We start from the raw sequence: 13861 nt of genomic DNA on the forward strand, positions 1-13861 counted from the left end.
ATGCAGGACAGATCAAGGGTCACGGCCGTTCTCGGCCCGACCAATACTGGCAAGACGCATTACGCAATCGAACGGATGCTGGCACATCGCACGGGGGTCATCGGACTGCCGCTGCGTCTGCTGGCGCGCGAGGTCTATGACCGCATCGTGAAGGCACGCGGTCCCTCGGTCGTGGCTTTGGTCACAGGCGAGGAGCGCATCGTCCCAGAGCGGGTGCAATACTGGGTCGCCACCACCGAGGCCATGCCCGAGGTCGGTGCGGACTTTGTTGCCATCGACGAGATCCAGCTTTGTGCGGACCCCGAGCGCGGCCATGTCTTTACCGACCGGCTGCTGAACATGCGGGGCCTGCACGAGACGCTGCTTCTGGGCAGCGACACCATGCGGCCCGCGATTGCTGCGCTGGTCCCGAATGTGCAGTTCATGCGCCGCGAACGGTTCTCGACGCTGACCTGGTCGGGATCGAAGAAGATCAGCCGGATGCCGCCGCGCTCGGCCATCGTGTGCTTTTCGGTCGATGAGGTTTACGCCACCGCCGAGTTGATCCGGCGGCAGAAGGGCGGTTGCGCGGTGGTCATGGGGGCGCTGTCGCCCCGCACGCGCAATGCTCAGGTCGCGATGTACCAGCATGGCGAGGTCGATTATCTGGTGGCGACGGACGCTATCGGCATGGGCCTGAACCTAGACATCAAGCATGTGGCCTTCTCGGGGACCGAGAAATTCGACGGTCGCCGCTATCGCCCGCTGTTCCCGCATGAGTTGGGCCAGATCGCCGGACGCGCCGGGCGGCATACCGAACCCGGCACTTTCGGCGTCACCGGCGATGCGGGGCAGTTGGACGAGGGCCTGATCGACGCCATCGAGAATCACCGCTTCCAGCCGATCAGTCGTCTGATGTGGCGCAATTCGGCGCTGGAATTCGGCACGATCGAACGGCTGATCGCTAGTCTGGAAACATCGCCGCAGTCGGAATGGCTGACGCGCGGCCGCGAGGCGGACGATCTGCGTGCGCTGAAATCTCTGGCAGCGATGCCCGAGATTCTGGATCGTCTGCGCCATCCGAAAGATGTGCGTCTGCTATGGGATGTCTGCCGGATTCCGGATTTTCGCGGCATCTCTCCGGCCGAGCATTCGACGCTGCTGGCGCGGATCTACGGCTTCCTGCAGGAAGGCGGCGTGCCCAGCGAATGGCTGGAGACGCAGATCAGGCGCATCGACAAGGTGCAAGGTGACATCGACACTTTGTCGAAACGGCTGGCATTTATCCGGACCTGGACCTATGTCGCTCAGCGTACAGGCTGGGTGTCGGACGAAAGCCATTGGCGCGCCGAGACACGCGCTGTAGAAGATCGCTTGTCGGATGCGCTGCATGCTGCACTGACGCAAAGATTCGTGGACCGGCGCACATCAGTGCTCTTGCGCCGGCTCAAGCAGAAGGAGAGCCTTGTGGCCGAGGTGAACGACAAGGGCGAAGTGACGGTAGAAGGCGAATTCGCCGGCCGTCTGGAAGGTTTCCGCTTCCACGCCGATCCGAGTGCGACCGGGGATGAGGCACGTATGCTGACCCGCGCTGCCTATGAGGCATTGCGCCCCGAATTCCATCTTCGGGCCGACAGGTTCTATAACGCTCCCGATACCGAGCTGGATTTTACCGAACAGGGCGGCCTGATGTGGGGCAGTTCGGCGGTCGGCAAGCTGGTCAAGGGCTCCGAGGCGATGAAGCCCGGCGTCGAGCCCTTCGTGGACGAAGAAGCCAGTCCCGAAATCATCGAGAAAGTGCGTCGCCGTCTGCAGCACTTCATCGACCGCAAGGTTGCGACCGCGTTCGAGCCGCTGCTGACGCTGAAGAATGACGAAACGCTGACCGGTCTGGCCCGTGGTTTCGCCTTCCGTCTGGTCGAGGCGCTGGGCGTTCTGCCGCGTGAAGGTGTGGCAAACGAGGTCAAGGAACTGGATCAGGATTCGCGCGGGCTTCTGCGCAAGCATGGCGTCCGTTTCGGGCAGTTCACTATCTTCCAGCCCGCGCTGCTGAAGCCCGCGCCGACGCGCCTGCGGCTGGTGCTGTGGGGGCTGGATCAGGGCATGGGCGAGTTCCCCGAAAGCCCGCCTCCGGGTCTGGTGACCATTCCGAACCTGCCTTCGGTTCCCAAGGGCTATTACACGCTGTCGGGCTATCATCCGGCTGGCGACCGCGCGATCCGCATCGACATGCTGGAGCGTCTGGCCGACATGCTGCGCACGCAGGACAGCCGCGCCGGTTTCGAAGCGACTGCCGATATGCTGTCGATCACCGGCATGACGCTTGAGCAGTTCTCCGGCCTGATGCAGGGTCTGGGGTATCGCGCCGAAAAAGGCGAGCGCGCCAAGGCCCGTGTCGAAGCGGCACCTGTCGTCGAAGCCGCGCCCGAGTCTGCCGATCACGACCGCCCGCTGACCGAAGAGGAAAGCGTTCTGGCCGCCGAAACCCGCGCCAAGTGGGAAGCCGAGCAGGCCGCCCGCAAAGCCGCCGAAACCGAAGCGGGCGAGCCGGAAGCGTCGGATGCCGAAGCCGCGGACACCGCCGTTGCCGCTGCCGAGCTTGAGACGTTCTACACCTTCACCTGGGCTCCGCGTCCGCGTGGCAACCGTCGTCCCGAGCGTGGCGGCGAGCGTCAGGGTGGTGGACAGGGCCAAGGTGGCCGTGCGCAGGGCGAACGCGGCCCGCGTCGCGACCGCGAAGCCGCGTCCGGCGATGCGCCGCAAGGCAAGCCGCGCGAAGGCCGCGAGGGTGGCAAGCGTCGCGACGAGAACCGTGGCGAACGTGGACCCAAGGGCAAGCCGCGTTTCGAAGGCAAGGGCAAGCCGCGCCACGAGGGACCGAAAAGCTTCGAGGCGCGTCCTCCGAAAGCCGAAAAGAAGATCGATCCCGATAACCCCTTCGCAATTCTGGCATCGCTCAAGAACAAGTCGTGAGCGAAACCGGACTCGCAGCCAGCATCCGTCTGGATCGCTGGCTGCATCACGCCCGTTTGTTCCGGACCCGCACCCTTGCCGCCGATGCGATCGGTCGGGGCGGGATCCGGCTCAACGGCAAGCCCTGTCTCAAACCGGCGCAGATTGTCCGACACGGCGATACCGTGACGGTTTCTGCGCATGGTCAGGTCCGTGTGCTGCGGGTTCTGATGTTGGGCGAGCGTCGCGGCTCTGCCACCGATGCCGCGGTTCTTTACGAAGAACTGGACCACTGACTGCAGCGGGCAGGGGGAAGCATTTTCCTACAAAATGTCACTTGGTTAGACTGCCGTTCTGCCAGTTCACGCACTGTGGCAATGCAGGTCTTTTCCGTCCGGCTGGCCTTGAATGATTTTGTCCACGAGCGTAATTAGCCGCCAAGAAATAGGATAGCTTGCCGCCATGACCTACGTCGTCACAGATAACTGCATCATGTGCAAATACACCGACTGCGTTGAGGTGTGCCCCGTGGATTGCTTCTACGAGGGTGAGAACACGCTGGTCATCCATCCCGACGAATGCATCGACTGCGGCGTTTGCGAACCGGAATGTCCGGCAGACGCGATCCGCCCCGATACCGAGCCGGATATGGACAAATGGGTCGAGTTCAACCGGAAATATTCCGAGCAATGGCCGGTGATCACCCGTAAGAAAGATCCGATGCCTGGCTATGCCGAAATGGACGGCCAGACCGGTAAACTCGAGAAGTACTTCTCGGAAGCGCCCGGCGAGGGTGATTGATCCGACGCAGGCACCGGTTGTCGAAACGCGTGCCGCGAATAACCGACCTGACGTCACGCCGCCCATGATTCGGGCAGCGTGGCCTAGCAGAGTTCGTCAGGAATAAAAATCATCTCTTTGATATGCAAAGAGAATACTTATCCCCAAACTTGTGATCGCCGGAATTGAGCTGCGCTTTGATTTGAGGCGATTTTTGTGATATGTTTCTGACATAATCGCCGCACAGGCTGCTTTTGTGGCCTGTTTGGTGATGCTGCCTTACCCAGACCGACTGCCCCGGTCTGGAATGCACAAACGTTTATGGTGACCCATAAGGTCGGGGTGATCCCGCCTTCTGGGTTTTTTGCGCCGATCACAGGCGCCGCTGCGAAGGAAGCTCAATGTCGAAAGCCAAGAAGACCGAATTCCGCCCCGATGATTTCGTGGTGTATCCGACCCATGGCGTGGGTCGCATCGTTTCGATCGAAGAGCAAGAGGTTGCTGGCCTGCGCCTCGAGATGTTCGTGATCTCGTTCGAGAAAGACAAGATGACCCTGCGCGTCCCGACGGCGCGTGCTTCCGAAATCGGTATGCGTAGCCTGTCGACCCCGGATCTGGTCGAGCAGGCGCTGGCGACCCTGAAAGGCAAGGCCCGCGTGAAGCGTGCGATGTGGTCGCGTCGTGCCCAGGAATACGAACAGAAAATCAACTCGGGCGATCTGATGTCGATTGCCGAAGTCGTGCGCGACCTGCATCGCAGCGATGACCAGCGTGAGCAGTCCTATTCCGAACGTCAACTGTACGAAGCCGCTCTGGACCGCCTGACCCGCGAAGTCGCGGCTGTCGGCGGTATCGACGAGGCTGGCGCACAGAAGCGCGTTGGCGAGGTTCTGGTGACCCGCGCGGCCTGATCGGTATCCCCATCCGGTGTGAAACGGGCGTCCCTCGGGGCGCCCTTTTTCATGTCTCGGGCCTAAGGCAATGAAAAACCCCGGTCAGACAGGCTGGCCGGGGAATTATTCTGCGGTGTCCTTGGCGCCTTGCGGCGCTTCGGATCAGTCGTCGTCCGATTCCGGAACGTCGGCGATGTCGTCCAGCGAAACGTCGCCATCGTCATCGTCATCGTCCAGCAGATCATCGTCCAGATCGCCATTGTCGGCGTCATCGTCCAGATCGTCGTCATCGACCAGATCGGTCTGATCATTGCCGCGGGCTGCGGTTTTTTCCGAGATCAGCGAACGCGAACGACCGTTGGTCAGGCTTTCGAGGGTGATGACATTGCCGCAAGCCGGGCAGGTCATCGGGTCGTTGGTCAGATCGTAGAAGCGGGTCGCGCAGTGGGGGCACAGGCGCTTCGTGCCCCATTCCTCTTTGGGCATGGTATTCTCTTTCCGCCGCAGTTAGATAAATCCGCTGTCCCCTGCCACAGGTGGTGCAGGCTGTCAAAGCCTTTTCCCTTGCGGGCGGGCATCGGTCAAGGCGCTATAGGTAAAGTAGGGCAGAAGCGGGTACAAGACCATGCCAGAGCGGCACGAGCGAATTCTTGTCGGAGGAGACATTCCGGTCCTGCTGCGCCGGTCGTCGCGGGCGAGACGGATGACCTTGCGCGTGACCCGCGCCGAAGGGCAGGTGGTGCTGACCCTTCCCTTGCGGGCCAGTCTGCTTGAGGGACGGGCATTCGCCGAATCCCGCGCCGAGTGGTTGCGTCGCATCCGCGCTGAAATGCCCCCTGCCAGTATCGCCGCTGCGGACGCGCTGATCCCGATCGAAGGCCAGCCGTTTCTGATCACGCTGGCCCCTGTCCGCAGCGCGCGCATCGAAGGCGACCGGCTTCTGGTTCCGAAGGGGCGTCCCGTCGGGACGGTGGTTGCGGCTTATCTCAAGCATCTGGCCCATGCGCGTCTTATTCCGGCCTGCGACCGGCACGCCGCCCATCTGGGCCGCCACTTTCGCGCTTTGGCGCTGCGCGACACGCGCTCGCGCTGGGGCAGTTGCACGCATGACGGACGGCTGATGTTCTCGTGGCGCTTGGCGATGGCTCCGCCCACGGTGCTGGACTATGTGGCGGCGCATGAGGTCGCGCATCTGGCGCATATGGATCACTCGGATGCGTTCTGGGCGGCGACCGAGCGGCTGTATCCCGGCTATCAGGTACAGCGCAGTTGGCTGCGCAAGCATGGTCACGAAATTTTGGCGTGGCGATTTCGCGAATGACGGATTGACGCCGCATTAATTTGTGATCACAGATGCCGGATGAGTATTTCTCCTGTCCGGACCTCGGAAACATCGGCGCATGAGCGGCTATACCGCAACATGCGCGGTCGCATCATGTTGGGCGAATTGCCGCCCGGTTTGCCCCTGACCCTGCGCGGCCTTGCCGCCGAGCATCGCGTCTCGATGACTCCTGCGCGCGAGGCGGTGCGGCGGCTGGTGGCCGAAGGGGCGCTGACGCTGTCCTCCTCGGGGCGGATCACCACGCCGGAACTGTCGGTCGAGCGGATCGAGGAGCTGGCCGCCCTGCGTGCCCTGATCGAACCTGAACTCGCGACGCGCGCCTTGCCCCGCGCGCATCAGGCGCTGATCGACCGCTTGGCGCTGATCAATGCCTCGATCGGCGAGGCCGCCGAGGCGCATGATGCGGTGGGCTATATCCGTACCAATCTGGAATTCCACCGCACGCTTTACCTGCGCGCGCAGGCCCCCGCGATGCTGGCGATCCTCGAGACGGTCTGGCTGCAACTTGGACCGACCATGCGAGCGCTTTACGGCCGTGTGAAGCGGCAAGAGCCGCCGCGCCATCACCGCATCATTCTGGCCGCGCTGCGGGCAGGGGACGAGCCGGGGCTGCGGATCGCGGTCAGGGCGGATGTGACCCACGGGCTGCGCCATTTGTCCCAGAACTGAAAACGCCCGCCGGATCGGCGGGCGTTTCGATTTCAGACTTCCTCGATCCGCAACTCGACCGGTTCGCCGGTGATGACACCGGTGCGGGGCAGGGCCTCGATGGCGATGTCGATGGCCTCGGGCGTGGTCTTGTGCGTGACGATCAGGACCGGCGCGATGCCTTCCAGATCGTGCTTGCCATATTGGCGCATGCGGTCGATCGAGATCCCCGCATCGCCGAGGACTGCCGCGACCTTCGCGAGCGCACCCGGCTTGTCGGCCAGCGCAAGGCGGATGTAATAGGCCGCCGGAACCGCGGTGCGGGCCGCGATGGGTTTCGCGAGTTTCGTTGCAGGCTGGGCAAAGGCGGGCATACGCACGCCGCGCGCGATTTCCACGATATCGGACATCACGGCGCTGGCCGTCGGGCCTTCGCCAGCACCGGCGCCGCGCAGGACGATCTGGCCGACCGAGTCGCCTTCGATCACGACCATGTTCGTGCCGCCCTGAAGCTGGCCCAACGGGCTGTCGGCGGGCACGAGGCAGGGCGACATGCGCTGTTCCAACCCGCGACCGGTCATCTGCGCGACGCCCAGCAATTTGATGCGATAGCCCATATCGGCGGCGCGGCGGATATCGTCGATGCTGACGCGCTCGATCCCCTCGATTTCGACCGAGCCGAAGGCCGGACGGGTGCCGAAAGCGATCGAGGACAGGATGGCCAGCTTGTGGCTGGCGTCGATCCCGCCCACGTCCAGCGTCGGGTCGGCTTCAAGATAGCCGAGCTGGCGCGCTTCCTCGAAGACGGTTTCATAGGGCAGGCCCGCGTTTTCCATCCGGGTCAGGATGTAGTTGCAGGTGCCGTTCATCACGCCCATGACGCGGCGGATCTCGTTTCCGGCCAGCGACTCGGTCATGGTTTTGATCACGGGAATGCCACCGGCGACGGCGGCTTCGAAGCGCAGGACGCAGCCATTGGCTTCGGCCAGTTCCGCAAGTTCCTGACCGTGGATCGCCAGAAGCGCCTTGTTGGCGGTGACGACGTCCTTGCCGGCTTGCAGCGCGGCGGTCACGGCCTCGCGGGCGATGCCTTCGTCGCCGCCGACCAGTTCGACGAATACGTCCACGTCATCGCGCACGGCAAGGTCGCGGGCATCGGCTTCCCAGCCATAAGCGGACAGATCGACATCGCGGTTTTTCATTCGGTCGCGGGCGCTGACGGCGGTAATCGTCACCGGGCGACCTGCGCGTGCCGAAAGCAGTTCGGCGTGCTTCTGGATGATCTTGACGGTGCCGGTACCGACCGTCCCGAGACCAGCGATGCCGAGACGAAGCGGAGAGGCATTTTGCCCCGAGTTCTGGGCGGACATGTGAAGCTCATATTTGTGGGTGAGGCGGTGTTAGCGGATGGCGGGCGGTGTTGCAACGCGCCGCTTAGGTCTGGTCGTCTCCGGCCCAGTATCCCTGCACGCCTGTGGCGCGCATGACCTGCAGAACCTGCATCCCGATCCGGACGGTGGATTGGCGAATGGCGTCCAGATCCTGCAGCGACAGGTCTTCGCCATAGACCTGCCCCTTGGTGCTGACGAATGCCGGATGCCAAGTATCGGGCAGTTCGGTCGGTCGCCACGAGGCATGGCATAGCAGATTGCGGCTTTGCTTGATCTCGTTCAACCGGTCGGTGATGTCGTCGCGGTCCCCAAGACCGGGGTGGCGACGCATGGCCGAGTCGAGTTGTTCGATCAGCGTACCCATGGAATCGTCGGCCAGATGGCCCATCCGCGCCATCCAGCTTTGCATCTGCTTATGGGTCAGATCATCGGCCAGATGCGCCTTATCCAAGGCAAAGATCGTGCGTTTGATGATTTCTTCCAGCCAGCCGAAATTCGCCACGCATTGCCCCAGCATCGCCGCGTAATCGGCGGGCAGGGTGTAATGCGTTTCCGGCGGGGCGCCTATTCGCGCCACAGCTTCTCGACCCAGCTGACCGGTCGCAGGTAGTGGCGGATGTGTTTGAAGAAACTCTCGCGCCGCCGCCCGTCGAATGCCGCCCGGAGGTGGTCGCTGGCACCGCGATGCGTGTCCTTGTGATCCCAACGGCCAAGGATCGCGTCCGGCGGGTTAAGATTGCCCGGGAAAATGACGATCCTGGTCCCGCGCGGGATATGCGCCTCGCGGAAATAGTTCAGCGGGAAGTTCGGTACGCAATGCATCCGGAAATGCGCCAGCCAGCCTTTGGGCCAGAATTTCACCCCGCCCGGAGCGTTGCGGGTGACAAAGCGCTGCTCGTATTTGAATTTATCGGCAGCGGCCTGGGGATCGGCGCGGAAAATATCCTGCAGCGGTTTCAGCTTGCCGACCCGCATCCGGTAGACCGAGGTCTGGCCCATTTTCTCAAGCGGAGTGTTCGGGTTCAGCCCGACGATGGTGTCGTCGGGATCGCCAAAGGTGAAGAAGTCGTCAAGGCTGCCGGTGACGATCACGTCCAGATCCAGAAACAGCACGACGCCGGTCACGTCACCCAGATCGCCCCAAAGCCGTGATTTCGGCCATTTGCCCCGCGTGTTGACGGGGGCCTGATATTCGAACTCGGGCAACGGCCGCACGGCGATGTCCGGGTGCAGGCCGGTGCCGTCATCGGTAAAGCAGAACAGCCGGAATGGCGGCGTGATGTTGCGCGTGATCATCCCGTGCAGGCGGTTCACATATTCGGGACCGAATTTCGTGCCCCATTTGATGCAGATGATCTGCTTGACCGTGCCGTTGCGACCGTCGTTCATGCCGTCCTCGATTTTTCGCCGAGTCTTTCACAGGCCCATGTCACTGGCAAGCGGACCTCACAGGATCTTCTGTAGCAGGACCAGATCCAGCCAGCGGTCGAACTTGCGGCCCGATTGCGGCAACCGTCCGACCGGTTCGTAACCGACGGCCTGATGGAACGCGATGGCCATGTCATTCTCACCCGAGACTCCGGCGACCATGGTATGGGCTCCGCCCGCGCGGGCGTGGTTCTCGATTGCGGCCATCAGGGCGCGGCCGATGCCTTTGCCGCGCGCGCCGTCCGCAAGGATGATCGTGTGTTCCATGGCATGGACATAGCCGTTCCCGCCGCGGAACTGGTCATAGGTGACCAGACCCAAGACCCCGTTTTCTGTTTCGGCGACCAGAAACTCGCGCCCTGCAGCGCGACGGGTCGCGATCATCTGCTCAAGTCCCGCAAGCGTCTTTTCCTCGGACGAGAAAGTGATCGTTGTCTCGCGGATCTGTGGATTCCAGAAGGCAAGGATCACCGGCAGATCCTGTTGCGTGGCGGGTCGGATGATCATGGGGGCCTCGTCGCCTTTGTGGCGGCTCATTCATTGCGTTTGTTTCACAAATACCGATGCAAGGTCGATCGCAACAGTAAGATCACCCTACGGCGTGGACCTGTGGCCTTTCCTCTGGTCCGATGCGCCTTATATTGGGGCAATGACAGAAAGTTGGCGAATGTGAAACGACTTGTCCTGATTGCCCTTGTGCCATTGATCGCTGCCATGGGACCGAAGCCGCAAGGTGGCGACAGCGCCCACCAGCCCTATGTCCGCGGCGAGGTTCCTGCCGCGCGCGATACCGTGGGCGAGGGGCAAGGGCGGGCGCAATCGCAGCTGACCGTCCTTTCCGCGTCCGAGGCCGAGCCTTCCGACTTCGTCTGGCAGGCGCGCCCCGTAGTGATCTTTGCCGATACTCCGGCCGATCCGGCCTATATCGAGCAAATCGCCGCGCTAAAGCGTGATCCGCGTTCGTTGATTCTGCGGGATGTCGTGGTGATCACGGATGCCGATCCGTCGGCAGCTACGACATGGCGGCGTCAATTGCGGCCCGAGGGGTTCTCGTTGGTACTTCTCGACAAGGATGGTCAGGTGAAGCAGCGCAAGCCCGCGCCGTGGTCCACCCGCGAGATTTCGCGTGCGATCGACAAGTTTCCGCTGCGGTTGCAGGAAATCGGCCGTGCGGCGATGCATTGACGGCCCGGAATTTCCGCAAGGCATTTTCGCATTCTCATTGAGAATCCGCGCACGGACCACTATCTTTGGATCAAGGCGCGTTCCGCGTCTGTGGCAACGGGGAAAAGCGATGGCGAAATCGACCTCACTGCGCAAAACCGAAACGGCTGCGGTCCCGACCGAGCGGCCCAAGGCCGAGCCTGCCCGCGAGTCGCTTGTCGAGCGTCTGATCCGCGCCCGCACCGCCAACGAGATGACCAATGTCATTGGCCTCAAGCCGATTACCGGTCGTTCGGGTCCGAAGATCGCTTACTGAACCTACCAACTTCGCCGATCAAGCCTATCGCGCAGTCCGGCCAATTCGTCGGGTAGCGTGGACAGGATGCGGCGGCGGGCGTTCTCTTCCTCGCGTTCGATCAACTCGCGCGCTGCGGCCTCTCCTCCGACAATACTCGCGATCAGGCGCCGCATGGCCTCCTGACCCGAGTCGCGGGCCGCGTCGGTCAATTCCAGATAATCCCTGAACATTTCTGCGGCGCGAACGGGGTTGGTCTCTATCTGGTGCTGCACATCGCGGGCCATCGAAGTCATCACCGCGATCTGCCGGTAATAGGTCACCACCGGATCTATCACCCAATAGGGCAGGACATGGACGTCGTTGATGATGGCGGCATAGATCCTGTCATTCGCCTCGGTCGGGCTCAGATGCAGATAGCGCCCCTCGCGGAGTTGGCGGATCAGTGCCTCGGCCTCGTCGCTTTCCATGCGCTGCATCTCGAGGCTGACGACATGGGCGCGGATCTCGGCCAGCAAGGCGCGCTGGACGTCATTGACCCGCTCGAAGCGTAGCTCCCGTGCACGGCGGCGATTGAGCAGGTCGTTGACCGGCCACGCCAGAACAGCCACAGCGGCCGCAACCAGCGAGGCCACGACGGTCGGGTTCAGCATATCGAGAAACCGTTCGAACATGCTCAGACGCTTCCCGACCGGCTGCCGATTCGTGCGGCGCAGCGAAACCCCATGGCGGTTCCTGATCGCGGTCCCGCATGAAAAAGCCGCCCTGGCGCATGACCGGGGCGGCTGGGAAGAACGTTAAGCGGCAGCAAGGGATGCGTGCCGCTTACCGGCCCGTTACTGGCAAAGCTTGACGTCGTTGCAAAGCGCGCCTGCGGCTGCGCCAGCAGCGGCGCCGCCGAGAACGTTGTGCCCCGAGAGGTCAGCGATAAGCGCCCCGGTGCCGGCACCGATAAGGGCGCGGTCGGTGTCCGTCGGGTTGATGCCTTGCGTGCAGCCGGCCAGACCCATGAGGCCAAGACCGAGAACGAGAGCGATTTTCTTCGACATTGGATATGCTCCGTATTTCGGGCCGCGATGACCGGTATGGCCCCGCGACTATCCGAAAAGGTTGTATTAGTAGCGGCGTTGGCAGACGCCGGCGTCGTCGCAAAGTGCGCCGCCAGCAGCACCGATGAGGGCGCCGGTCGCAACGTTTTCGTCAAGAACCTTCGCGACGGCAGCGCCAGCCAGCGCGCCGCCAGCAGCGCGCTGCGCGTCGGGCGACATGGTCGAGCCACCATAGGGTCCGGGTTCGCAGGCGGCGAGGCCAGCGATAAGAAGTGCAGCGCCCGAGAGACGAAGGATAACGGAGTTTTGCATTGCTCTTTGCCTGTACGTTCGGCCCGATTCCGAGCCATTTGTGAATAAGGTGCGGGCAGTAATACACGTAGGCTTGTCGGAAAAAACAGACAACAATGTGATGAATCAGCGCTACGCGGCAATCCGCTCATCAGTCCTCGTCCTCGTCCCAATCGTCGTCGTCGCCCCAGTCGATATCGTCCCATTCGAAGGCGACAGGCGTTGATGCGAACAGCGCCGGGAAGCTGGCTTCGGCCTTTTTCATGTCGATGCGCAGCAGTTGGTCATAGTCGGTCGGGTTCAGCTTTCCGACCGGAACCACCTCGCGGCCGATGAGCCAGGACAAGCGACCGGCGTCCAGATTGCCGCGCACGAATTCGGCATCGCCAAAGACCTGTATCAGCGCCGCCATGAAGCCTTCGTCGGCTTTTCGGTCGGGCGCACGGCGATCGCGGAAGCGCTCGCGGCGGACCAAGGGCGTTGCGCCCTTCTTGTTGGCGCGACGGATGGTGAACTGGAAGTCGGTCGAGGGAAGTCGGCCGGGAAAGCCTCGGTGCTTTAGCATGAGATACCCCGTTTCTGCTGTAAAAATTCGGGCAGGCGACGGGACGGACGCGAATGTCGCGGGCCGCCAAGCAGCCCGCGCTTGGCCAGGCGCTTAGTTGGCGCCGTATTTGCCCTGGTAAACCGGCTCGGTGGTGACCGGCGCAGGGGTGATGACTTCGGGTTCTTTCTTGGCGCAAGCGGCGGCAAGACCGATAAGAACCAGAGCGAGTGCAAGTTTTTTCGACATGCTGTCGTGCTCCTGTATTGCGAGGCGCGTTGGCCCCGACTGCTCGTTTGAGATTCGGCCGTTTGTTGCGGCCGCGGCACGACCTTAACGGCATCTGGCGGAAAGGCACAGAAGGGGCGGACAGGCATGTTCGGGCCCGCGGGGCGCTGTGGCAGGGTTACATCAGCGTGCGGGCCACGCATCAGAACGGTTCCCACTGACATTCGTCGCGATCCGGCGGCAAGCGGAATGCCTCGAATAGCTGGAGAACGTCGGGGTCATAGGCACCAAACGGGATGTCCTTGTCGGCGATGCTGATCATGATCGCCCTTGGCCGGGGTCCGGTTCCGGCAAGGCGGGGCAGGACCCAATTCTGGCATAGCCACACGACATCGTCATGAAGCGGATCTTGCGCCAGCACGTCGGGAGCCGCGGGCAGGGCGGGTTCATCCAGCATGTTGTCGGCCTCGACTTCGGCGGCGTCGTCGGCCTCGACCGGACTCAGGTCCAGCGTGAGCGGATCGACCATGCCGTCATCGATATATTGGCCGTCCTGACTGTCGCCGTCACCCGAGACTTCTTCGGATTCGGTGTCGATTTCTACCGGCGCACGCGCGGCGTCGACATCGGGTTCGCTGGCCGGGCCGGTTGTCGAGGGAACGCGATCGGCCAGATCGCTCATCAGGAAGCGGAAACGATAGGTCAGGCCGGACCCGCCCGAGTCGTCATGCAAGGTTTCCATCCACCGCGCCTCGGCGCCTGAAGGAAGCTTGATGACATTGTCGGTTTGCGCCGCATTTGCCGGCAAGGTCAGTGCCGTGAAAGCTGCGCAAAGCGTGGTCGAACGTGCCTTCATTTCACTCCTCGGTATCGCCGG

At 62.7% G+C, this 13861-nt stretch carries 19 protein-coding genes; 8 read left to right on the top strand and 11 right to left on the bottom strand.

Annotated features, from left to right (window positions below):
* The 4 genes from GL286_RS06855 (at position 1) to GL286_RS06870 (ending at position 4622) form a co-directional block, all read left to right on the top strand.
* Positions 1-2952 (top strand): helicase-related protein, encoded by a 2952-nt coding sequence (locus tag GL286_RS06855; RefSeq protein WP_155094800.1) that lies wholly within the window; start codon positions 1-3, stop codon positions 2950-2952.
* Positions 2949-3227, top strand: a complete 279-nt coding sequence (locus GL286_RS06860) for a S4 domain-containing protein (RefSeq protein ID WP_170295076.1) — start codon at positions 2949-2951, stop codon at positions 3225-3227. Before GL286_RS06855 ends, GL286_RS06860 begins: the two co-directional genes overlap by 4 nt.
* A gap of 166 nt (positions 3228-3393) precedes the next feature.
* On the top strand, positions 3394-3732 hold the full coding sequence (gene fdxA / locus GL286_RS06865; protein ID WP_155094801.1) for a ferredoxin FdxA: 339 nt from the start codon (positions 3394-3396) through the stop codon (positions 3730-3732).
* A gap of 380 nt (positions 3733-4112) precedes the next feature.
* Positions 4113-4622 carry a CarD family transcriptional regulator gene (locus GL286_RS06870; RefSeq protein ID WP_155094802.1) on the top strand — a complete coding sequence of 170 codons (510 nt, stop codon included), beginning with the start codon at positions 4113-4115 and terminating at the stop codon, positions 4620-4622.
* 144 nt (positions 4623-4766) lie between these two features.
* On the opposite strand, the gene GL286_RS06875 is transcribed toward GL286_RS06870, so the two are convergent.
* Positions 4767-5090 (bottom strand): FYDLN acid domain-containing protein, encoded by a 324-nt coding sequence (locus GL286_RS06875; protein WP_155094803.1) that lies wholly within the window; start codon positions 5088-5090, stop codon positions 4767-4769.
* A 139-nt stretch (positions 5091-5229) separates the two neighbouring features.
* Between GL286_RS06875 and GL286_RS06880 the strand changes: the two genes are divergently transcribed.
* Together GL286_RS06880 and GL286_RS06885 are read left to right on the top strand one after the other, a co-directional pair.
* Positions 5230-5925, top strand: a complete 696-nt coding sequence (locus tag GL286_RS06880) for a M48 family metallopeptidase (RefSeq protein WP_155094804.1) — start codon at positions 5230-5232, stop codon at positions 5923-5925.
* 39 nt (positions 5926-5964) lie between these two features.
* Positions 5965-6615 carry a GntR family transcriptional regulator gene (locus GL286_RS06885; RefSeq protein ID WP_155094805.1) on the top strand — a complete coding sequence of 217 codons (651 nt, stop codon included), beginning with the start codon at positions 5965-5967 and terminating at the stop codon, positions 6613-6615.
* Between the two features lie 32 nt (positions 6616-6647).
* Here GL286_RS06885 and GL286_RS06890 read toward each other — a convergent pair whose 3' ends face one another.
* From GL286_RS06890 to GL286_RS06905, 4 genes are all read right to left on the bottom strand, one after another.
* Positions 6648-7964 carry a homoserine dehydrogenase gene (locus GL286_RS06890; protein WP_155094806.1) on the bottom strand — a complete coding sequence of 439 codons (1317 nt, stop codon included), beginning with the start codon at positions 7962-7964 and terminating at the stop codon, positions 6648-6650.
* Between the two features lie 64 nt (positions 7965-8028).
* Positions 8029-8562, bottom strand: a complete 534-nt coding sequence (locus GL286_RS06895) for a hypothetical protein (RefSeq protein WP_170295077.1) — start codon at positions 8560-8562, stop codon at positions 8029-8031.
* Entirely contained in the window at positions 8550-9374 is an 825-nt protein-coding gene (locus GL286_RS06900; protein WP_155094807.1) for a glycosyl transferase, read from the bottom strand. The genes GL286_RS06895 and GL286_RS06900 overlap by 13 nt, the downstream gene beginning before the upstream one ends.
* A gap of 57 nt (positions 9375-9431) precedes the next feature.
* Complete coding sequence (locus GL286_RS06905; protein ID WP_155094926.1) at positions 9432-9920, bottom strand: GNAT family N-acetyltransferase; 489 nt, start codon at positions 9918-9920, stop codon at positions 9432-9434.
* Between the two features lie 162 nt (positions 9921-10082).
* Here GL286_RS06905 and GL286_RS06910 point away from each other — a divergent pair, with 162 nt between their 5' ends.
* Entirely contained in the window at positions 10083-10598 is a 516-nt protein-coding gene (locus tag GL286_RS06910; RefSeq protein WP_343038847.1) for a DUF4174 domain-containing protein, read from the top strand.
* A gap of 109 nt (positions 10599-10707) precedes the next feature.
* Positions 10708-10893, top strand: a complete 186-nt coding sequence (locus GL286_RS06915) for a hypothetical protein (protein WP_155094808.1) — start codon at positions 10708-10710, stop codon at positions 10891-10893.
* A 2-nt stretch (positions 10894-10895) separates the two neighbouring features.
* Here the strand turns inward: GL286_RS06915 and GL286_RS06920 are convergent, their stop codons facing one another.
* From GL286_RS06920 to GL286_RS06940, 6 genes are all read right to left on the bottom strand, one after another.
* Positions 10896-11546, bottom strand: a complete 651-nt coding sequence (locus GL286_RS06920) for a hypothetical protein (protein WP_155094809.1) — start codon at positions 11544-11546, stop codon at positions 10896-10898.
* Positions 11547-11708: 162 nt separating this feature from the next.
* Positions 11709-11921: a hypothetical protein gene (locus GL286_RS06925; protein ID WP_155094810.1), complete on the bottom strand. Its 213-nt coding sequence runs from the start codon at positions 11919-11921 to the stop codon at positions 11709-11711.
* Positions 11922-11987: 66 nt separating this feature from the next.
* Positions 11988-12233, bottom strand: a complete 246-nt coding sequence (locus GL286_RS06930; protein WP_155094811.1) for a hypothetical protein — start codon at positions 12231-12233, stop codon at positions 11988-11990.
* Between the two features lie 130 nt (positions 12234-12363).
* A complete protein-coding gene (locus GL286_RS06935) occupies positions 12364-12777 on the bottom strand; it encodes a hypothetical protein (protein ID WP_155094812.1) in 414 nt (137 codons plus the stop codon).
* Positions 12778-12870: 93 nt separating this feature from the next.
* Entirely contained in the window at positions 12871-13005 is a 135-nt protein-coding gene (locus GL286_RS22775) for a hypothetical protein (RefSeq protein ID WP_281352087.1), read from the bottom strand.
* A gap of 181 nt (positions 13006-13186) precedes the next feature.
* Positions 13187-13840, bottom strand: a complete 654-nt coding sequence (locus GL286_RS06940; protein WP_155094813.1) for a DUF6497 family protein — start codon at positions 13838-13840, stop codon at positions 13187-13189.
* Positions 13841-13861 lie beyond the last annotated feature (21 nt).

Origin of the sequence: Paracoccus aestuariivivens, assembly GCF_009711225.1 — a bacterium.
Classification (GTDB): Bacteria; Pseudomonadota; Alphaproteobacteria; order Rhodobacterales; family Rhodobacteraceae; genus Paracoccus; species Paracoccus aestuariivivens.